Origin of the sequence: Mycoplana azooxidifex (genome assembly GCF_014196765.1) — a bacterium.
Taxonomy (GTDB): Bacteria; Pseudomonadota; Alphaproteobacteria; order Rhizobiales; family Rhizobiaceae; genus Mycoplana; species Mycoplana azooxidifex.
In genome coordinates, this window is sequence record NZ_JACIEE010000005.1 from 528,605 (window position 1) to 549,308 (window position 20,704).

The 20,704-nt window shown below is 62.4% G+C and carries 18 protein-coding genes and 2 pseudogenes; 2 read left to right on the top strand and 18 right to left on the bottom strand.

The window, feature by feature from the left end:
• Positions 1-5 precede the first annotated feature (5 nt).
• The 6 genes and pseudogenes from GGQ64_RS14355 to GGQ64_RS28300 all read right to left on the bottom strand — a co-directional run bounded on the left by GGQ64_RS14355 (position 6) and on the right by GGQ64_RS28300 (position 5,574).
• Positions 6-2,519: an ATP-binding cassette domain-containing protein gene (locus tag GGQ64_RS14355; RefSeq protein WP_183805375.1), complete on the bottom strand. Its 2,514-nt coding sequence runs from the start codon at positions 2,517-2,519 to the stop codon at positions 6-8.
• Positions 2,520-2,585: 66 nt separating this feature from the next.
• A complete protein-coding gene (locus GGQ64_RS14360; RefSeq protein ID WP_183805377.1) occupies positions 2,586-3,629 on the bottom strand; it encodes a substrate-binding domain-containing protein in 1,044 nt (347 codons plus the stop codon).
• A gap of 205 nt (positions 3,630-3,834) precedes the next feature.
• Positions 3,835-4,031, bottom strand: a pseudogene (locus GGQ64_RS27810) (IS6 family transposase); the annotation flags it as partial.
• Positions 4,032-4,057: 26 nt separating this feature from the next.
• On the bottom strand, positions 4,058-4,600 hold the full coding sequence (locus GGQ64_RS14365; protein ID WP_343059478.1) for a chromate transporter: 543 nt from the start codon (positions 4,598-4,600) through the stop codon (positions 4,058-4,060).
• Positions 4,597-5,181 carry a chromate transporter gene (locus GGQ64_RS14370; RefSeq protein ID WP_183805381.1) on the bottom strand — a complete coding sequence of 195 codons (585 nt, stop codon included), beginning with the start codon at positions 5,179-5,181 and terminating at the stop codon, positions 4,597-4,599. Before GGQ64_RS14370 ends, GGQ64_RS14365 begins: the two co-directional genes overlap by 4 nt.
• Before the next feature lie 9 nt (positions 5,182-5,190).
• The gene (locus GGQ64_RS28300) at positions 5,191-5,574 is read right to left on the bottom strand and encodes a tripartite tricarboxylate transporter TctB family protein (RefSeq protein WP_183805383.1); all 384 of its coding nucleotides are present in this window, start codon (positions 5,572-5,574) and stop codon (positions 5,191-5,193) included.
• Between GGQ64_RS28300 and GGQ64_RS14380 the strand changes: the two genes are divergently transcribed.
• A complete protein-coding gene (locus tag GGQ64_RS14380; RefSeq protein WP_425488512.1) occupies positions 5,524-6,354 on the top strand; it encodes an ATP-binding cassette domain-containing protein in 831 nt (276 codons plus the stop codon). The two genes, GGQ64_RS28300 and GGQ64_RS14380, sit on opposite strands and share 51 nt — an antisense overlap.
• Before the next feature lie 4 nt (positions 6,355-6,358).
• Here GGQ64_RS14380 and GGQ64_RS14385 read toward each other — a convergent pair whose 3' ends face one another.
• The 9 genes from GGQ64_RS14385 to GGQ64_RS14425 form a co-directional block, all read right to left on the bottom strand.
• Positions 6,359-6,808: a hypothetical protein gene (locus GGQ64_RS14385; protein ID WP_183805387.1), complete on the bottom strand. Its 450-nt coding sequence runs from the start codon at positions 6,806-6,808 to the stop codon at positions 6,359-6,361.
• Positions 6,809-7,031: 223 nt separating this feature from the next.
• On the bottom strand, positions 7,032-7,709 hold the full coding sequence (locus GGQ64_RS14390) for an RraA family protein (RefSeq protein WP_183805389.1): 678 nt from the start codon (positions 7,707-7,709) through the stop codon (positions 7,032-7,034).
• Between the two features lie 7 nt (positions 7,710-7,716).
• Positions 7,717-8,733, bottom strand: coding sequence for a hydroxyacid dehydrogenase (locus GGQ64_RS14395; RefSeq protein ID WP_183805391.1), 1,017 nt, complete (start codon positions 8,731-8,733; stop codon positions 7,717-7,719).
• Positions 8,730-9,578, bottom strand: a complete 849-nt coding sequence (locus GGQ64_RS14400; RefSeq protein WP_183805394.1) for an HpcH/HpaI aldolase/citrate lyase family protein — start codon at positions 9,576-9,578, stop codon at positions 8,730-8,732. The genes GGQ64_RS14395 and GGQ64_RS14400 overlap by 4 nt, the downstream gene beginning before the upstream one ends.
• Positions 9,575-10,780, bottom strand: coding sequence for a CaiB/BaiF CoA transferase family protein (locus tag GGQ64_RS14405; RefSeq protein WP_183805396.1), 1,206 nt, complete (start codon positions 10,778-10,780; stop codon positions 9,575-9,577). Before GGQ64_RS14405 ends, GGQ64_RS14400 begins: the two co-directional genes overlap by 4 nt.
• A 7-nt stretch (positions 10,781-10,787) precedes the next feature.
• Positions 10,788-11,864: an ABC transporter ATP-binding protein gene (locus tag GGQ64_RS14410; protein WP_183805398.1), complete on the bottom strand. Its 1,077-nt coding sequence runs from the start codon at positions 11,862-11,864 to the stop codon at positions 10,788-10,790.
• Entirely contained in the window at positions 11,857-13,575 is a 1,719-nt protein-coding gene (locus tag GGQ64_RS14415) for an ABC transporter permease (protein ID WP_183805400.1), read from the bottom strand. Before GGQ64_RS14415 ends, GGQ64_RS14410 begins: the two co-directional genes overlap by 8 nt.
• A gap of 60 nt (positions 13,576-13,635) precedes the next feature.
• On the bottom strand, positions 13,636-14,733 hold the full coding sequence (locus GGQ64_RS14420) for an ABC transporter substrate-binding protein (protein ID WP_183805402.1): 1,098 nt from the start codon (positions 14,731-14,733) through the stop codon (positions 13,636-13,638).
• A 3-nt stretch (positions 14,734-14,736) separates the two neighbouring features.
• A complete protein-coding gene (locus tag GGQ64_RS14425; RefSeq protein WP_183805404.1) occupies positions 14,737-15,489 on the bottom strand; it encodes an IclR family transcriptional regulator domain-containing protein in 753 nt (250 codons plus the stop codon).
• A 191-nt stretch (positions 15,490-15,680) separates the two neighbouring features.
• Between GGQ64_RS14425 and GGQ64_RS28090 the strand changes: the two are divergent.
• Positions 15,681-15,806 (top strand): annotated as a pseudogene (locus GGQ64_RS28090) (IS6 family transposase); the annotation flags it as partial.
• Positions 15,807-16,016: 210 nt separating this feature from the next.
• On the opposite strand, the gene GGQ64_RS14435 reads toward GGQ64_RS28090, so the two are convergent.
• The 3 genes from GGQ64_RS14435 to GGQ64_RS14445 all read right to left on the bottom strand — a co-directional run bounded on the left by GGQ64_RS14435 (position 16,017) and on the right by GGQ64_RS14445 (position 20,210).
• On the bottom strand, positions 16,017-16,799 hold the full coding sequence (locus GGQ64_RS14435; protein WP_183805406.1) for an ATP-binding cassette domain-containing protein: 783 nt from the start codon (positions 16,797-16,799) through the stop codon (positions 16,017-16,019).
• Positions 16,792-19,047 (bottom strand): ABC transporter permease, encoded by a 2,256-nt coding sequence (locus GGQ64_RS14440; protein ID WP_183805408.1) that lies wholly within the window; start codon positions 19,045-19,047, stop codon positions 16,792-16,794. Before GGQ64_RS14440 ends, GGQ64_RS14435 begins: the two co-directional genes overlap by 8 nt.
• Before the next feature lie 80 nt (positions 19,048-19,127).
• Entirely contained in the window at positions 19,128-20,210 is a 1,083-nt protein-coding gene (locus GGQ64_RS14445) for a substrate-binding domain-containing protein (protein ID WP_183805410.1), read from the bottom strand.
• Between the last annotated feature and the right edge of the window lie 494 nt (positions 20,211-20,704).

The window sequence follows — 20,704 nt, forward strand, 5'->3', positions numbered from 1 at the left end:
GCTCCCTAGAAGATCAGCACCTGGCCGATGGCGCGGCGGCGGAAGACGCCAAGCGCAATCGACAGGATCAGGATGAGGCCCTGCACGCCCGGCAGCGCCTGGCTGGAGACACCGATGAGGATCAGGCCGTTCGACAGCGAGGCGAGGAAGATGGCGGCGATCACCGTGCCGACGACATCGAGCTCGCCCGCCTTGGTCAGCGTGCTGCCGAGGAAGGCGGCGGCGAGCGCCGAGATGAGGAAATCGACGCCGGTTGCCAGTGCCGAGGCGCCGTAGCTATAGGCCGACAGGATGACGCCGGCGAGACCCAGAATCAGCCCGCCGATGGCAAACGAGGCAAAGGCATAGGCGGGCTTCGTCACGCCGCGCAGGTTGGCCGCGACCGGATTCAGGCCGACGGCGTACATGCGAAGCCCTAGCCGTGTGCGCTTTAATACGACGTGCAGCAGCGCTGTGACGATCACCAAGAGGATGAAGACGAAGGGAACCGGCCCGACATAGCCCTGGCCGAGGAAGAAGAATTCGGGCGGGCCGGAGAGCGTCAGCGCCTGCCCGCCATTGTAAAGCAGCGTCCCGCCCATGGCGACGAACATCATGCCGAGGGTGGCGACGAAGGGCGGCATGCGGAGAAGCAGCACGAGGCCGGCATTCACCGTGCCGATCGCCAGGCCGAGGCCGCCGCCGAAGAGAATGGCGGCGAGCGTTCCCTGCCCGGCAAGCAGCGTGCCCGCGGCGAGATTGGCGGCGAACTGACTGGTGGCGCCGGCCGACATATCGAAGCCGCCGGCAATCAACACCACCGTCAGCCCGAGCGCGATGAAAGCAAGCACGCTGCCCTGCTTCAGCACGTCGAAGATATTGCCGATGCCAAGGAAATGCGGTGCAAGCAGCGCGATGACGGCGATGGTCACGACCATGCCAAGCGCTGTGCCCCAGCGCGACAGAAGTCGCTCGACACGGCCTGTGTCCGCGGGGACAGCGCTTGTTCCGGCCACATCCTCTTCCTGACCGGTGGCCGAAGCCCAGTTGAGCAGCGCCTCGGGCGTCGCCTCGCATTGGTCCTCGAAAGTTTTGACAATTTTGCCCTTTGCCATGACGACGGTGCGGTCGCACATGGCGGAGATTTCCTCGAAATCCGAGGAGATGAAGATGATCGCGGCCCCTTGGCGCGCCAGCTCGACCATCTGCCGGTAGATCTCGATCTTCGAACCGACATCGACGCCGGTGGTCGGTTCGTCGAAGAGAAAGACCTGCGAATTGCCGGTGAGCCAGCGGCCCACGACGACCTTCTGCTGGTTGCCGCCGGAGAGGTTGCGGGTCAGCGGCCTGATCGAGGCCGGCTGGATCTTCAGCCGCTCGACCAACTCACGCGCGGCATTGGCTTCGGCGACCGGATTGAACAGGCCAAAGCGCGCCCAGCGGGAAATGTTCGGTAGTGACAGGTTCTCGCGCACCGTCATGTCTATGACGAGACCCTCGTGCCGACGATCCTCGGGGATCAGCGAGAAACCGTCATTCTTGGCGTCGCGCGGCGTTGCCGGGTCGGAGGCCCGTCCGTCGATGGTAACGCTCCCCTGCCGCCGTTTTAACGCGCCGACCAGTGTCAGCGCCAGTTCCGAGCGGCCGGCGCCGACGAGGCCGGCAATGCCGAGGATCTCGCCGCGCCGCACAGTGAGGTCGACCCCGTTGAGCTTGTGTCCATGCGCAAGATCGCGCACCTCGAGCAGCGGCTGGCCGATCGGCACCACTTCCTTCGGATAGAGCTGGGCAATGTCGCGGCCGACGATCATCTTGACGACATCGGCGCGAGAGACGCCGTCGACCGGCAGCGTGCCGATCAGCTTGCCATCGCGCAACACGCTGATGCGGTCGACAAGGCTCAGGACTTCATCGAGATAGTGGGAGATATAGATGACGGTGACGCCCTGGTCGCGCAAGCCGCGGACGATTCCGAAAAGATGCTCGGCCTCATGATCGCTCAGCGACGCGGTCGGCTCGTCGAGTATCAGCGCCGTCGGGTTGCGCATCAGCGCCGCGGCGATCGCCACCTGCGCCCGCTCGGCGATGGAAAGATCGCGCACAAGCGTATCGGCGGAAAATCCGGCATCGATGCGTTTCAGCGCCGCATCGACGCGTTCGCGCATGGCGCCGCGGTCGAGCAGCCCAAGCGCGCCGGTCATCTCGCTGCCGAGCAGTATGTTGTTGGCGACGTCGAACTGGGGAACGAGCTGCTGGTCCTGGTGGACGATGGCGACACCACGTGCCTCGGCGTCCCGCGTATCGCGCAGGCGAACTGCCTCGCCGCCGATCCGGACCTCGCCGCCGTCCTGCTGGTAGACGCCCGTCAGGATCTTGACCAGCGTCGATTTGCCGGCGCCGTTCTGGCCGAGAAGCGCATGCACCTCGCCGCGCGTGATCGCCAGCGACACATCGTCGAGTGCGACGACGCCAGGAAAGACTTTGCGGATGGCTCGGCATTCAATGACAGTCTCGGACTGCCTGGATCGTGGATCGGACATCATTCAGGACTTCAGTTGTCGGAAGGAGAGGGCCGGAGGAGATGGCTCCTCCGGCAGTGGCGCGCCTTATGGGAGGATCGGGCGCACGACGACGAGGTCAGAGGTCTGCGGATAGCGGCCCTCGACATCGGTCTTGGCAATACCGAGATCGTCCCAGATCGTCTCGCCCCAGCGTTTCTCCGCGGCCGCGACGCCATTCGCATGGGTGGCGATATACACCTCGGTGAAGATGGCGCTCGGGAAGGACTTCTCGCCGCCGACAGACTTGGTGATCGCTTCCGCCGCGAGCTTGCCGATTGCCGGAACGTCCTGGACGATGGTGGCCACGAAAGGGCTTTCCTCGTCGAGCAGCATCTGGAAGCCGATGCGGTCGCCGTCGATCGAGGCGATCTTGATCTCGCTGCGGCCGGCGCGGCGCGTCGCTTCCACGGCGCCGGAGACGAGCAGGTCATAGGCGCCCCAGACGCCAGCGATGCTGCCGGCTTCCGGATTGGCGGTCAGCAGGTCTTCCATCTGCGTCTGCACCTTGGCAGCGCTGTGCTCGGTCGGGACCCACTGGACCTTGACGGCCGGATAGTCGGCGACGACCGCCTCGAAGACGCGCTTGCGCGTTTCGAGCAGCGGCGCGCCAGGCACCCAGAAGCCGATGACCGTGCCCTTGTAGTCGATGGCCGACAGCAGCGAGCGCGCGAGCATCGCCGCCATCAAGCTCTCGTCACCGCCGACATCGGCGATCGCACCTTCGGTCTTGGAACCGACCGAGGTGGTGATGACCGGGATGTTGGCGGCGTTGGCCTTGGCGATGACCGGGGCAAGCTGCTGCGGATCGCCGAGCTGGACGATGATGCCGGCAACGCCGGAATTGATCAGGTTCTCGATGTTCTCATTGTGCTTGCGCGGATCCGTACCGCCATCGGTTACGACAACTTCCGCGCCGGCCGTCTTGAGCACGCTTTCGGCGCCCGCGATGATGTCGCGATTGTAGTCGTTGGTGATTTCGCGCGCGGCGAGCCCGATCTTCTTGCCGGCCAGCTCCTGCGAATATGCTGCCGTCGACACGAGCAGCGACGCCACAAGCGTCGTCAATCCGATACCCTTCAACAGGTTCATTCGTTCCTCCTCCTTGTTGATTGACCGAACTGTTAGATGAATTCGATCAATTGCTCCTTGCGTAAATAATTGATCGAGAAGATGCGCCACGTCAATGTAAATTCCGTCGATATATCCAAACTTTTATTCTGCTTGGCATCATTTGATCGACTCTCGGAAGTGCTGGAGATATGTCATGAAGCTCAGGCAGCAGCCTCTGCAGGAGCTTCCAGGGCGCGATCGCGCCGAGGCGATGCAGATGGACAGCGATGGCTGAGCGTTTCGTGCGGGGCGGAACGAAGAGATTTCGCACTGCGGAGAAGACGATTGCTGAGACCTGTGCGATCAATGCTCAACGCCGGGCATGACATGTCGTCGTGCCGCTTCGTAGGAGCGGAGCTAGTCGGCAACGATATGCTTCGGCCCAGTTTTCGCAGCTTTCGGGCCGTTTAGATGGGCATGCGCATAAGGACAGTCAGAACCGCACCGAACCCCAAGACGACGATCGCCGACATGTTGGGGCGCAGCATCAACAGCATCGTGGACACAGCGGTTATGAACGCTGCTGCGAACCCTCCGCCGACCAGGCGAAAAAGTGTCATGCTGCCTGCAATACTCAATCCGACCCCTACTGGAGCAAGCCCTTTGCGCAACGCCCTGTTCCATTTCTTTTCGCTATGGTGATTGGAAAGTCGAAAGACCCCATAGCAGAGCAAGGCCGACGGCATCATCAGCGCGAGGGTGGCGACAAGCGCTCCCGCCCATCCCGCCACCTTCCAGCCGATCAGTGTGGAAAGCATCGTGCCCGGCCCTGGTGCTGCCCGGGCAACGGCGAACATTTCCACGAATTGTTCTGCGGTAATCCACTTTTGAATATCCACCGCCTGGTGCTGCAATCCAGGAATGATCGCCGATCCACCTCCTACCGACAGAAGCGAGAACGGTGCCAGGACAGCGATCAGCGCGACAAGAATATTGTGGTCATCCTTCACAACGTTCTCCATGCCAAGGTTACACTGATCGCCGCGAAACACAGGACTACCGGCAACATCGGCCAATGCAGGACGCCAACGCAAAACGCAGTTCCCGCAATGACTGCAAGGCCCGGAGGAAAAGCAATGGTACGGCGGATGCCGCGTATGCAGATGATCATCAGCATTCCGATGGCGGCGAAGACGACGCCATCGGAGATCGCCTGAAACACCGGATTGTGCGACAGAGTGCCGTAAACGGTGTAAAGGCCGAGGACGGCGAAGAAGGGCCCGACCAGCAGTGCCAAGCAGCAGGCCAGGACTCCGACGCTACCGGTAAAACGGCTACAGCAGCAAATGGTCAAGTTGGTTATTGTAGGTCCGGGCAACATCTGGGCGAAAGCAAAGCTGCTTGCGAAGTCTTCATCCGTCATCCAACCGCGACGCTGCACGAACTCTCGGTAAAGCCACCCGGAAAGCCCTCCGCCGAAGCTCATCAGTCCGACTTTCAGACAGAAGAGAACGAGCCTGGCGATCGTAGGCCCCTCCCCTACTCTGTCTATCGACCTGGCAGTCGGCACCTCGGATTCATTGTCGGACATGGCGGCGGCCTAAACCGAGGGAAGCCATTGGAGTGAAGGGAACGCCCGGCCAAGAAGCGTGGGGGGCCACGGAATATGCAAAGTGCGATCGAAGACGAAGTATACGAACAGCGACAGGCAGAGTGCTTGCGCAAGTACGACATGCCACTTCTCCCTTGCCTCGACCCGCATGAACAGGATCACGAATATCGGGATCGACGGGATCAAACCGATGGCTGCCATCGACACCATCAATCCGATCAGCCAGCCGAAGAAGATAGCCGCTCGGGTTACCACTTCGCGCTTCGTGAGATGCCCCGTATCGGATTCCAGATCCATGTGAATGCCTTCATCGTTCTCGGGATGCCAGAACAGGTCGACAATCAGGCACAGGATAGCGTGCTGGTCGGACATGACCTGCCCGAAACATCGGCGCCCTCAGATGCGCCGAATGCCTCGACGGAAGAAGCGCTTTCGGCAACCAACCTGGTTGTCCACGGACGCGCGCCCGTCGAATTGACGGTGTACAAGGGCGAGATCGTAGGTCTCGCCGGCCTCGTCGGGTCTGGGCGTACGCGGCTAGCCCGCGCGCTGATCGGCGATGTGCGCAGTACCGGCACGATCAAGATCGGCGGCCGAAAGGTGGGGCGCCTGACGCCGGAACGCGCCACCCGCGCCGGTCTTGCGTTGGTGCCGGAAGACAGGAAGGTATCCGGGCTGGCACTCGGCGCTTCCGTCGAGGCCAACATCGTCGTCAGCGCCCTTGGCAAGCTGATGTCGGTCGTCGGCCTCGTACGCCCCGGCAGCAGACCGCGCCTGGCAACACAGATGATCAAGCGCTTCGTCATCCGCCCACCGGACCGCAAGAAGCTCGTCGGCAACCTCAGCGGCGGCAACGCGCAGAAGGTCCTGCTTGCCAGGGCCGTGGGCTCGAAGCCGGTCGCCATGATCCTCGACCAGCCGACGGCGGGCGTCGACATCGGCGCCAAGGCCGAGCTTCACAACCAGATACGCCTTTCCGCCCGGCAGGGCGCCGGAATCCTGGTCATTTCCGACGACCTGGATGAACTGCTCGAACTAAGCGACCGGATTCTTGTGGTGAACTCAGGCGTCGTGACAGGAAACCACCGGAAGGCGGATCTGACCCCCGCCAGCCTGCTTGCCGACATGAGCCGTTCGACCACGAACGGCTGACGGTTCAGCTGTTGCGGAACGACTTGAGCGCGGCCAACATCGCCTTGCCCTTGGCTGTCTCGCGCATGTCGAGGAGGTCCGTAAAGGTGAAGACGCAGGCGCCTTCGACCGGAGACTGTTCCATCGCGGCAAGGGCGAGGGCAAATTCCGGCGCGGAGATGTCGAAGCTCCGGCCCCGGCCGGCATGCATCCCCTCCAGATAGAGCGCCTTTGCCTGCAGCGTGCAGATCGCCTTCTGGCCGCTTCTATTTATGATGTCGGTCGCGACTTCCGCAGGCCAGTTCTCGCTTCGGCCGAGAATCTGGTGGTAGGCCATGACCTCGAAGACATCCACGACGCTCGCCAGCATTGCCGCGTTCTGGCCGAACACCTCTTCGACTGCATTGCCGAAATCCGATCGGAAGAACGGAAGTGTGTTGATCGAATATTGAAGCCCGCCCTTGATGGGTGCCAAAGCCTGTCGGACCCTTGCGATGGCCCGGACCGTCGGCAGTCAGGCGATGCCGCAGAAACCAGTCGTTGTCGTAAATTTTGACGCCGCGCCTAAGATCCAAATTTGCGCTCCTCTCAAATGCCCCACGCTGATTACCCGACCTGCCAGCCCTATGGCAATGAATGGCCTCGCGTTTTGTAGACGCCGACAAAGCTTGCGATAGCCGCATACACTGACATGTTCGTTATTCTATAAACTCGCAGCCGGCGTCGCGGAGCGCCTTGTCCACCCATTCGCGGTTGACCGTACCGGCTTCCGTCTCGGCCATCTGTTTCGTTTCTGCCTCGTGCTTCTTGGTTGCTGCTTTGAAGACGTCCGCGGTATCCGCCCTCGGCACGCAGACGACGCCGTCGAGATCGCCGAGGATCAGGTCGCCCGGTTCGATCACCGTGCCGTTGATCGCGATCGGCAGTCCGATTTCGCCCGGTCCGGTGCGATAGGGACCGCGATGGGTCACGCCGCAGGCAAAGACAGGGACATTACGCTCCAGGAACGCTTCCGCGTCGCGGATGGCACCATTCATGACGAAACCGGCAACGCCGCGGCGGATCGCATGAGCGAGCATCAGTTCGCCCATCAGCGAATTCGCCGTTTCGCCGGCAGCGTCGATGACGATCACGTCGCCGGGCTGCGCCATGTCGATCGCCTTATGCAGCATCAAATTGTCGCCGGGGCGGCTTCGGACCGTCAACGCCGGGCCGGCGAGATTGCCCGACCTGTGCATCGGCCTGAGGCCAGTGCCTAGCGCACAGATGCGCGACATGGAATCGCTGACATTGGCGACAGGAAGGCTGCGGAAGGCATCCACGAGCGCCGGCTCGATACGATCCCAGTTCAGTTTGACGCGAAATCCGTAACTCATGGAAACCTCAGGCAGAAAGTTCGGTTGGACGGGCAATCGAGCGTTCGTCCGGCGCATTGCCGTCGAGGACGCTGATGATGTGTCGGGCGGCGATGACCGCCATCGCTTCGGCGGAACCGTAGGTCACGCCACCGATATGTGGTGTTGCGATCAGCGTGCCGAGTTCCCAGAGCGGGCTGTCGGCCGGCGGCGGTTCGATGGAAAAGCTGTCGAGCGCCGCCCCCGCCACCGTGCCGGTGGTCAACGCTTCAGCAAGTGCCGCTTCGTTGATGATACCGCCGCGTGCGGTGTTCACCAGCACCGCGGACTTCTTCATCAGGCCAAGGCGGCGGGCATCGATCAGATCACGGGTTGCCGACGTCAGCGGGCAATGGATACTCAGCACGTCGAGCGACGGCAACATGGCGTCGATATCGTCTGCCGAGGCAAAACCGTCGGCCTCTGCCGCACCGGACGCGAAAGGATCGTAAACAACGACCTCCATGCCGAGCGCTTCCGCCATGCGGGCCGTCTCACGGCCGATCCCACCATAGCCGACGAGGCCGATCGCGGCGCCCAGGAAATCTTTGCCGGTAAAAGTCGGCTTCGGCCATTCGCCGCCTTTCACTGCCCGGTCGAGCGGCAGCACTTCCTTGATCAGGCTGAGCGCCAGCGCGATCGTGTGTTCGGCGACTGCGCGGGAGTTCGACCCCATCGCCCGCAGCACCGGAATACCGAGCTTGGCGGCGGCCGCGATATCGACATTGTCGACGCCGACCCCGTGCTTGGCGATGACCTTGAGATTGGGCGAAGCTGCGATGACCTCTTGATTGATGCGGCCCTGGCGTACCATCAGCCCGTCGATCTTAAGGTCGGCGGCGCGTTTCGCCACGACTTCGGACGGATCGTAGGGCGGCGAAAAGAACACGTCGATGTCGTGCTCGTTCAACAGCCGGACCGCCTTCTCAGCAATCTTGTTATGGCTCACAAGGATGCGCCGGCCACGCTTACCGTGCTCAGTCCCCTGGATGATGTCATGGGTCATGAGGTGGCCCGTCCCTTCTCAAATCGCGCTAGAAGATTTTGGGCGCGCGTCACGATCGGGGCATCGACGAACTTGCCGTTCAGCATGAAAGCCCCTCGCCCGGCAGCGGCTTCCTGCTCGTTGGCCGCAACAACCTTCTGCGCCCAAGAAATCTCTTCCGAGCTGGGCGCGAAGCATTCGTTGAGAATCGGAACAACGGAAGGGTGAATGCAGCTCGCCCCGTCGAACCCGAAGTCGCGCGCCTCCAGCGCGGCGGCGCGAAGCGCTTCCTTGTCGGCGAAGTCCGCAATGGTTCTGAGCAGCCCCAGGGACAGCACGCCGGCTTCCTTGGCCGCGTAGTGGATCATCAGCTTGGGATAGCGCAGCACTTCCGGCGTCGGCTTTGCGTCCATGGCGGTCGCGAGATCCTCGCCGCCACATGCAAGTGCGATGACGCGCGGTCCCTTGGCGATGGCCCGAACCTCGAACAGGCCCTGCATGTCCTCGATCAGCGGCACGAAGGCGATCGGCGAGCGATCCGTCTCGTAACCTTCTAGGCTTTCCGCAAGGCGGACGAGAACATCCGGGCTGTTGACCTTCGGGACATAGAGCCCGTCGGCACCGGCAAGCGTTGCCGCCACCGCGTCCTCGACGAGCCGATCGGAGTGATTGACGCGCACGAAGACCTGGCCGCCGGCCTGCTTGATCTCCGGCACCCATTTGGCCAAACCGTTGCGGGCCTCGGTCTTGGCTGCCTCCGGCACGGCATCTTCCAGATCGACGATCACGGCATCGGCGCCACGTTGACCCGCCTTCTCCAGGAAGCGGGGCGCATTGCCCGGTACATAGAGGAGCGAAGAAATCATTCCCTGTCCTCCAGATCCGCCGGTGTCATGCCGATTTCCGCGAGAATGGCCTCTGTCTGCTCACCGACATCCGGCGCCGGATGGCGGAAGACGCCGGGCGTCGCGGACAGGCGCGGAAAGATGTTGTGCTGCGGAATGCTGCCGAGATCGGCATCCTCCACGTCCACCACGATCTCCCGCTCGGCGAAGTGCCGGTCGGTGCTGATGTCGGCGATGTCGTAGACCGGACCGACGGTGGCACCGGCCGCGCGCATGTCCGTCAGTGCTTCATCGCGGGTGCGGGTAACGAACCAAGCCCCGAGTGCTGCATCCACCAGTTCGCGGTACTTGACGCGCTCGACATTGGTCGAAAACCGCGGATCGTCCTTCATGTCCGGCCGTCCGACGATGTCGAAGATCCGCATCGCGATCACCTGGGTCGAGCCGGAAAGCGCGACATACTTTCCGTCGCTGCAGAGGTAGACGTTGCGCGGCGAAACCGTGTTGGAACCGGACCCGGACCGCTGCTTGACCTTGCCGGTGACATGGTAGATCGAGGCTTCCGGCCCGAGCGAGGCGAAGATCGGCTCCAGCAGCGACAGGTCGATGACCTGACCCCTGGCATCTCCGCGCTCGCGGGCGAACAGCGCCATCATCACCGCATTGGCGCCGGTGAGCCCCGAGATCATGTCGGCCAAAGCCAGAGGCGGCAGCACCGGCTCGCGATCCGGAAAACCGGTGCGTGAGGCAAAGCCGCTCATCGCCTCGACCAGCGTGCCGAAGCCCGGAAGCTTCGCATAGGGCCCGGTCTGGCCGAAGCCCGAGATCCGCACGATGATCAGCGACGGATTGAGTTCCAGCAGGCTTTCCGGCGAAAGCCCCATTTCCTCCAGCGTGCCCGGCCGGAAATTCTCGATGAAGACATCCGCCTTTTCGAGCAGCTTCTTCAGGGCTTCCAGCGCCTTCGGCTGGCGCAGGTTGAGCGCGATAGAGCGCTTGTTGCGGCCATAGGTCTTCCAGTGCAGCGAATGGCCGTGGTCGCGCCATTCGCGCAGCGCGTCCCCCTGCGGCGGCTCGACCTTGACGACGTCGGCACCGAAGTCACCAAGCTGCAGCGACAGCATGTTGCCGGCAACCACGCGACTGAGGTCAACAACGCGGATACCGTGCAGCAGGCCCTTCTGTTCCGGCTGAAACCGGACGGTTTTTTTCGTCTCTGCCATGGAAACCTCAATTCGCGCCGGGCTTGTCGGGGAAGACGGCGCAATGTTCCTGAGGGATGCGCACGAGGATCGAATCCTCCTTCAGTTCCGAAGGGGTCTGAATGCGGAACTCGATCGGACCCGAGCGAACCGCGTATTGCCAGACGGAACCCAGATAGGTGCGCTGTTCGATCGACACCCTCATGGTGTTCGGGCCGGTCGAACCGGTCAGCTCGATCTTTTCCGGACGGATAGCGACGACGACGGAGCCGTCTTTGCCGGTTGGGCCGGGAGGGGTGACGATCTCGCCGCCATCGGCAAGGCGGATGCGCGCGCTGTCAGTACCGCTTTCGACCATGGTGCCGTCGAAGAAGTTCGACGAACCGATAAAGTCGGCAACGAAGCTGTCGGCCGGCCGCTCGTAGATTTCGCGCGGCGTGCCGAGCTGGCGCATTCGGCCCATGCTCATGACGGCAATGCGGTCGGAGACGGCAAGCGCCTCGGCCTGGTCGTGGGTGACGTAGATGGTCGTGACGTTCAACCGTTCCTGCAGTTCACGCAGCCAGACGCGAGCACGTTCACGCAGCTTGGCATCGAGGTTCGACAAAGGCTCGTCGAGCAGCAGAAGCGGCGGGCGGTAGACGAGCGCGCGGGCGAGTGCGACACGCTGCTGCTGGCCGCCCGAAAGTTCGAACGGATAGCGATCCGCATAGGGCAACATCTCGACGAGGCCGAGCGCCTCCTTGATGCGCTCGTCGCGCTCGGCCCTGCCGATCTTGCGAAGCGTCAGCGGGAAAGCCAGGTTTTCCGCCACCGTCTTGTGCGGCCACAGCGCGTAGGACTGGAAGACGAGACCGATATTGCGCTTTTCCGGCGGCACCGTGTTGTTCGGGTTGCCATCGAACAAGACCCGGTCGCCGACGCTGATTGTGCCCGACGTCGCGTGATTGAGGCCGGCAACCGCAAACAGCGAGGTCGACTTGCCGCAGCCGGACGGCCCGAGCAGGGTCAGGAATTCGCCCGACGCGACGTGGATGTTGAGATTGTCGACCGCCGTGACGGCGCCGTACTTGATGGTGAGGTTCTGAAGGACGAGATCAGCCATAGATTCTGGCTCCCATGACGCGGCGTGCGAGAAGAACGAACGCGGCGGTAATGACGACTTGGATAGTTGCGAGGGCGGAGACCGGGCCGTTGTCGCCCTGGGCGACAAGCTGCAGCATGGTGGTGCCGATGATTTCGGACCCCGGCTGATAGAGGAAGGCCGCCGTCACATATTCCTTGAAGAAGTGGATGAAGAGCAGCGCGTAACAGCTGAACAGAGCCGGCTTCAGGATCGGCACGATGATGCGTGTCATCGTCGTCCACCAGTCGGCACCAGAAATGCGCGCACCGCGATCGAGCTCTTCGCCGACCTGAGCAAGCGCCGGCGCGATGGCACCGAAACCGACCGGGATGTAGCGGATCATGAAAGCGAGGATCAGCACGGCGATCGTCCCGCGGATGACGTCTGCTCCGGGAAGCCAGATCACCGCATAGAAGAAGCCGAGGCCGGCAATGATACCCGGCAAGGCGCGTGGGAAGAGCGCAATATATTCAAGCGCCCGGCTATGCTTGAAATCCGACCGGCGCGCGACCAGCGCAATGACCAGGATGAAGAACGTGCCGATCGCAGCACCGATCGTGGCGACCAGGACGGAATTGACGATCGAACGCACGTAGGTGGCCGATCCGAGAACCTGCTCGAAATTAGCGGTCGTCAGGACTTTCCAGAAGGGAATGAGCGGGGTGAGAAAACTCACCGCCGAGCGCATGAAGATGCCGCCGAAGATCGAGATGATCGTCAGGAATGCGAAGGCGAAGACGAACAGGAAGGCCGGCCAGCGCCAGGCGCCGAGATCGAGCGTCGAAGGACGGCTCGCCTTGCCGCGCACGGTAACGAAGCGGCCGGCGCCCTTCATCAGAAAACCCTGCAGCCAGACGAGGAAGGCAACGACGACCAACAGGATGACGGCGGCGGCACCGACGATGCCATATTCAGGGCGTACCGCAGCATTGATCCCGGCGTTGTAAAGGAAGGTCGTGACCGTCTGGATTCCGGACGGGCCGCCGAACAGCAGCGGGATGGCGAGCATCTCGATGCCGACGACGAAGTTCAGCACCGCCGAATAGATGATCGCGGGGCGGATCATCGGGATTGTGACCGAGAACAGCGCCCGGAAAGGACCGGCGCCGGTCGAACGCGCCGCATCTTCAAGCAGCGGATCAGCCTTGGTGACAGCGGCAAGACACATGAGATAGGTGAGCGGCGCCTGGCTGAGGCCCGCGACGATGCCCATGCCGGTGACGGTGTAGAGGTTCCATGGCGCACCGCCGAGATAGGTTTTTGCGGCGAGCGTCATGAAGCCCGACGGGCCGTACATGGTGAACCAGCCGAAGGCGATGACGAGGTTCGAGACGAACAGCGGCCAGATGAAGATCTCGCCCAGCCACTTGCGGCCCGGCAGATTGGTACGGCCGACGAGCACGGCCATGACGGCACCGAACACCTGCGCGACGACCATCGTCAAAGCGCCGAAATAGAGCGTGTTGAAGAAGATGCCGGCCATGCCCGGTTCGCTGAACAGGCGGCCGAAATTGCCAAGCGTCAGAACCGCGGTGTTGTCATAGAGCGGCTTGTCGAGGAAGGCCTGGAAGATGATCGGGGTGATCGGACCGAATACGAGGATCGTCGTCAGCGCCGCAACGCCCCAGTAGATCGCACGCGATCGGTCTATCCCCCGCCCGGCCGTGCCGGGGTGGCTGATATCCGTCATCGATTTTTCCTGTCAGGGTTGGTGGAAGGGCCGACGGAGCGACCGGCCCTTCGGCTCGGCTTACTTGCCGGCGATTGCAGCGTTCCACTTCTCGACGAAGGGACCCGCTTCGGTGATCAGGCGCTGATCGAAACCGGCGATGATCATGTTGTCGTTACCGACGGTGCTGCCGATCTTCTGGAAGGTGTACCGCACCTGATCTTCCGGCACGTCTTCACGGTAGGGAACGAGGCCGCCCTTGCCGACCTGCGTCTGGCCGTCCTGGCTGAGCGCATAATCGACGAACAGCTTGGCGGAGTTCGGATTGGCAGCGCCCTTCGGAATGCCCATGCCGCGCAGCATCATGATCGTGCCGTCGTCAGGGAACGCGAAGCCGAGGATTTCGCCGCCCGGCTGTTCCAGGCGCGGGAAGATGGTGATGCCGGAAACGGCGATGCCCATCAGGTATTCGCCGGTGGCGATCTTCTCGTTCATCGGACCGCCGGAGGTTTCGCCGCGGATCATCGGACCGATCTTGCGAAGGCCATCCCAGCCGGCTTCACCCTTCTTGTCCATATAGGCCCACCAGGCCGTCAGCCCGAAGCTGTTGCGGGCCGCGTCGTAGGTGGTGATCTTTTCCTTGAACGTATCCGGGTCGGCGACTGCGTCTTCGACCAGCGAGGCAAAGCCCTTCGGACGCTGTTCTTCCGGCAGGAGTGCCGCGTTATAGGTGATGACCAGCGGATCGGTGGAAAGCACATTGACGCCGGGATAGGGATGGGCGAATTCCGGGAGCTTGGCAATTTCCGGGCTCTTGTAGTCCTCCATCAGGCCATCCTTGCCGTAGGACGCCCAGCGGTCGTTGGCGCCGGATACAAGCACGTCGGCGGTGCGGGCACTCGATCCTTTCTCGGCTTCCCAGCGGGAATGAACGGTGCCCGAGCCCAGATCGACGGTTTCGACCTTGACCCAGGGGTATTTGGCGTTGAAGCCCTCGATGATCGGCTGCCAGTTGTTGTCGGCCATGTTGGAATAGATCATCAGGCCAGCTTCATTGCGCGACCCTTCAATGATCTTCGAATAGTCGGCGGGATAACCGGCCGGCACTTCCTGAGCCTGCGCAAAACCGGCAATGCCGGCAAACAACCCGGCGACGGCCGATAGAGTTACGAGTTTCATTCCTTACCTCCCTTTGGATAGACGACGACTGCGGCGGGCCAGCTCCTCACTGATCGCGCTGGCAGTTTCCCGGACCACTTCACTGATGCGGTCGGAATTTGTGACGAACCGGACCTGAGGGCCGGAGATATTGAGTGCGGCGACCGCCTTGCCATTCGCACCGACGATCGCAGCGGCAGCACCTGCGGCACCTTCGACGACGCCCATGGCGTTGAGATAGAAACCCGATGTCCGGGCACTTGCGACGGCCTCGCGCAGTCTGGAGCGCTCGGCATCGGACAGAGCCATGGCTTCAGCATAAGCTTCGACGTCCGCATCGGCGCCAGCGGCCAGAAGAACGATGCCGCTCGCGACCTTGTGGGCCGGACGTGTCGGAACGATATCGCGATCGTAGAGGATCTCGCGCTTCGGCAGGACCTTGTTGAGGTAGCGGATCGACTGGCCTTCCAGCACGGCGACGAAACCACTCTCTCCGGTTTCCTGAACCGCCTGGGAAAGGTGGGGCGACACGAGAGCGATCAGGGCGCCGTAGTTACGGCCATCCTGAGAGATCTCGCCGGGAAGCCTAAGCATCCGGTACTCGCCGCTACCAAGGCGATGGATGTAACCGCGTTCGGTCAGCGACTGCAGCATCAGCAGAGCGCTCGACTTGGGCATGGCAAGCGCCGCCGCAATCTCCGAAAGGCTCGCGCCCTCCGGTGAAGCCGCAAACCACTCGATCATATCCAAGACACGCTCGACACCGCGTCCGCTCACGATCACGCCTCCCTTGATCAAATGTTCAATATATTGAACTCATACATAATATTGAAGCGCACCAATTCGGTCAATCTCTTTCTCAATCGGCACGATGTGGCGGAGGAGGCGGCCGTCGCAGATTTCCCTGGTCAGCCGCATGTTGACCATCTGACGAGAAATCCCCGCTTCAAGTGATGTGGAGCGTGCTGGTGATCCTGAAAGCCATTGCCGAAAAGCTGAGCCGCCAGTCGAAGGACGACTTCAAAGGACGGCATTTTGAGCCATGGCTGATCATGCAGGCGGAACGTGGCTTCGAAGTCGACCACAGCACGATCATTTGAGGTCACCGCCATGGCAGCGGTCGAGGCCGGGCTGGCAAAAATAGAAGCGTTCATAGGCGCCGCCAATGTCTGCATGGTGTCAAGGGCGGCGGGCAACAGTGGTGCTGCAAGCGTATACGAGCGCGCACTCCATGAGAATTTGAAACCGAAGTGTATCTCCCAGAGAACTGTCTGAAGGCCGATACTGACGGTTCGATCTGGTCGTCAAATTTCTCTTGCCCTGTCGGCCGTAAGCATCTGCGCTCGCGTGCCGGAGACGATAATCTCCAGGACCTCGTGCTCGTCGGTATTCTTGATGTAGCGGTCTCCGACATTCTCGCCGCGCTTCAGCACCATGACACGGTCCCCCACGGCAAAAATATCGACGAGGCGGTGCGAGATGATGATCTGGGCGACACCTTGCTTCTTTAGCTCCAGCATGGTTTCGAGCAACCGCTCGGTTGCCATCACCGAGAGATTGGCGGTCGGTTCGTCGAGGATCACGACGCGCGGCTCGAACGAGATCGCGCGGGCGATCGCCACCGATTGCTGGCGACCACCCGACAGGCTTTCGACTTTCTGATAGACCGAATTCACGTCAACCTTGAGCCGCTTGAGCACGCTATCGGCTTGCGCGTACATCTTCTTGCGGTCGACGAAGAGGCCCTTGAGCGGCCAGCGGCCAAGAAAGATGTTCTGGCCGACGTCCATGTTCCCGCACAGGGCGAAATCCTGGTAGATCATCTCGATGCCGGCATCACGGCTCTCGTGCGGGCTCTTGAACCGCACCGGTTGTCCGGCGACGGAGATTTCGCCGGTGTCGCGCTGATAGGCGCCGGTCAGGATTTTCATGAGTGTCGACTTGCCGGCCGAGTTGTCGCCGACCAGGCCAAGAATCTCGCCCGGATAAAGGACGAGGTCGACGTTGCGGAGCGCCTGCACGGCTCCGAAGGCTTTCTCGATGCCCCGCATCTCCACGATCGGTTTCAGCGCGGCCGCGTCAGGCATGGGTGGTTTCCGGATTTCGGGAGCGCCGGGCGAAGCGGGCCCGCACGCGGCCGAAGATGTTGGCCTGACGCACCCAGATGTCGATCAGCACAGCAATGATCAGGATGAAGCCGATGAAGACGTTGATCCAGTGTTGCGGCATGGTGAAGCCCTGGACGTTGAGTTGCAGCAGCGCCCGCACCAGGGTGATCACCGCCGCGCCCGCGAGCGCGCCGATCATGGTGCCGTGGCCGCCGAAGATCGACCCGCCGCCGATGATCACAGCTGCGATGGCATCGAGTTCGCGGAATTGACCCGCGACCGGGTTGAAGCTGCGGAAGTAGGCAACATTGATGATCCCGGCCATGGTCGCGCAGAGGGCCGCAAGCAGGAGCGAGATGAACCGCACCCGGTTGGTATTGATGCCGGCATAGGCTGCGGCACGGACGTTACCCCCGGTCGCGTAAACCTTTTGCCCGAACGGCATATAGGCGAGCACGATACCGGCGAGCAGGGCGACGAAGAGCATCCAGATCGTCTGGACGCTTACCACCTCGGCGACCGAACGGAAAAGTCCCTCCGGCAGCGAGATACGGAAATGCAGCAGGATGTCGTTCACCTTGCGGCCCAGCAGGTTGTAACCCTCGGGCCAGCCGGTCAGTTGCTGACCGGCGACGAACCAGGCGGCGAGGCCGCGGGCGATGTAGAACATGCCGAGCGTGGCGATGAAGGCCGGCAGCTTGAAGCCGACTGTCACGATCGCGTTGACGAGCCCGGCGGCCATTCCCGCGAGCAGGCCCATCGCCACCGCGGTGAGCGGGTCGGCGCCGAGCACCTTCAGGAAATAGGCGGCTGTGCTTCCGGCGAGAGCGAGGACGGCGCCGACCGAGAGGTCAATGTCGCCGGCGGCTATGACATAGGTGAGCCCGATCGTGATCAGAGCCAGTTCGGTGTAGTTGAGCAGGATCGCGAAGGTATTGGACAGGTTCCACCAGTAGTCGGGCCGGAGAACGAGACCCGTCAGCCACAGCAGCGCGGTCAGGATGATGGCGAGCGCGTCGCGCCGGGCGAAGAATTTGCCGAGACCTGTCGCCGACAGTGCCATGTCGGTTGCCATCGCCCCCTTTGTCTGGACGCCCTCGATCGCGATGCCGCCGATCTCGTAGGCCGGCGGCGGCGGCTCGCCGCGGAGCCATGCCCAGAACCGTCCCGCCATCTGGCGGCGGATGAGATAGGGCTCGATGAGAACGGCAATGACAAGCAGCAGGCCAAGGAAAACCGGCACCGCGCCCACCGGCAGCGAGAAGACCGCGTTGACCGCGACCTCGTCGTCGCCGATTTTGATAATGCGGATGATCGGCCAGCCCTCGCGCAGCACCTTGTCGAGCAGGACCACCAGCAGCGCGCCAAGGCAGGATCCGGCGACCCTGCCTCGACCGCCAAGGATCGAGGCGCCACCGATCATCACTGCGGCAATGGCAGTGAGCTCGCCGCTGACGCCGTAGAGCGGGGTCACGCCCTTGTCCTGGGCAGCCGACATGAGGCCCGCAAGCGCTGCACAGAGTGAGGAGATCAGATAGGCCCGGATACGCACCCAGTTCGTCGGGATGCCGGCATAGACTGCCGCCTGCTCGTTGCCGCCGGTGGCGAAGGTCTCGTAGCCCCAGCGGGTCTTGGCGAGCACATAGGCGCCGACCACAGCGACGATGCCGAAGATCACGATCTGGTTGTTGAAGCCAAGGATGTTGGTCTCGCCGAGGTGGAAGAACAGCGGATGCTCGCTTGCCTTGGCCGGATAGTAGATCGACTGGCCGTGGGTGAGTGCGAGCACGAAGCCGCGGCCGATGAAAAGGACCGTCAGGGTGGCAATGAACGCCGGCACTTTCAAGATGGTGACGAGCACGCCGTTAATGAGGCCGATCAGCGTGCCCAGGAGCATGCAGAGCATCACCGACGTGACGACTCCGAGATCGAGAAAGTTCGGTGCGAACAGCCGCGCGAAGACCACGGCGACAAGGCCGTAGGTCGAGCCGACTGAAAGGTCGAGGTCCTTGTTGACAATGACGAAGGTCATTCCGACCGCGATGATGGCGACCCGCGAGGTGTCCCGGAGCACCGCGTGAAGCGCCTCCGTCGACCCGAAGAACGCGGGATTGACGAAAGCGCCGCCGAGATAGAGCAGCACGAGCAGGGCGAGCAGCCCCGCCTCCCAGCCGCCGGCCAGCTGGGACGGTGCACGGCCCAATAATTTGGTCGCGGTCAGCGCCATATCTCTTAAAGCCGATTGTTGCTATCGCGGCACGGGACGGCTCCCGCCCTCCCGTATCGATGTCAGGCGTTCCGGCGGACTCAGTTCTCGAAGCGCTTGCCGACTGTTGCGACGGTTTCCTGCGTCACAAGCTGGGCGCGGGTGTCGAGGTTGGCCGCCGCGATGCCACGGTCGATCTGCAGATAGAGCTGCATGACCGGCCAGAAGCCCTGCAGGAAAGGCTGCTGCCCGAGGGCACCGGTCAGATCGCCGCTCTTCAACGCATCCTGCTGGGCCGGGCCGAGGTCGAAGCCGTAGGCGCAGATCTTGCCGGTCATCCCGGTCTGGGCGACCGCCTTGGCGAGTGCCGGCGTGAACACGTTGTTGCCGGCAAATGCGCCGACGACGTCACCGCGCGATTCAAACAGCGTGACGATGCCGCTCACCGGATCGTTCGGGTTGGTGTCGATACCAGTGTTCTCAGGCCCTGCATCCACCTTGAAGGCGTCAAGCTTGCCTGCGTCCTTCAAGCCCTTGACGATTGCGTTGAAAGCCGAAGTCACGCGATTGTTCACCTCGATGTTGCCCATTGCGGTCGACGAGGGCAACACGATCGAACCCTTCTCGATGCCCTTGTCCGCCAGGCATTTGACCAGCGCTTCGCCGGCGATCGCGGCGGCGGAGGCGTCTTGGCCGGTATGGCTGATGGCGCTGCGGTCGAGGATCGTGCCGTCGAACGAGTTGGTCGTGGCAACCGGGATGCCAGCCGCCTCGGCGGCCTTGACGATGTCATTATAGGCGCCGACCTGCGGCGTGGTCATGATCAGTCCGTCGATGGTAGGGTCCTGCACGATTTGGTTCAGGATCTCGATTGCACGCGCCGGGTCGTCGGTCGGCGATTCCGAGCCGAGCAGAAGTATTTTGGCACCGATCAGGTTTCCGGCGACGGTCGCGCCGACATAGACCGGATCAAAGAAGCCGTTGCCGGCCGTATGTGTCACGATGGCGAAAGTGAGATGGCCATCGGCCGAATGGAAATCCTTTGTGCCGGTGGCTTCCTTTGCAGCCTCTTCGAAGCCGTAGCCACCGACCGCTTTCTCGACGCTGCCGGACTGCGCCACGGCGTTCGAGACGCCGAGCAGTAACGCCGCAGCGCATGCCGCGGATGGGGAAATACGTCTCATGATCGTCCTCCCTTGCAACCAACGGTCGGAAGACGTTCGGGCGAGCTTATCCACGGGTACCGAATGCTTCCTCCCGCACAAGGATACTCTGCGCAAAACCGGCCCACGTAAATAGCGAACTCACCTTCACGGGCCGATTGATCGGTTTCGGAGCCGGACATGAGAGAGGAGGTAGCGGCTCAACGACACCGTGCCGGATGTCATCGTCGCAAACCTTCACATTGACGCCGGCAACCTAAACCCCGGAATGATGTCAGCGCCGTGAAAGGTCCAATGCAGGGATGATGCGACCGACGCTATCCTGTGGTCACGGATTTCTTGCCGGAGGTTTGTCATCGGTCAGTGGGCCCGCGTTCGCGAGCCCACTGTTTTCACGGATGCCGCAGGCGTTTACAGCAAGAAGTCTCCCTTCTCGAAGGTGACGAGCTTGTCGATGTGGAGGGCGAAGTCGGTCTTGCCGTCGCCGTTGGTGTCGGCGGTGACGTAGGTGTCCT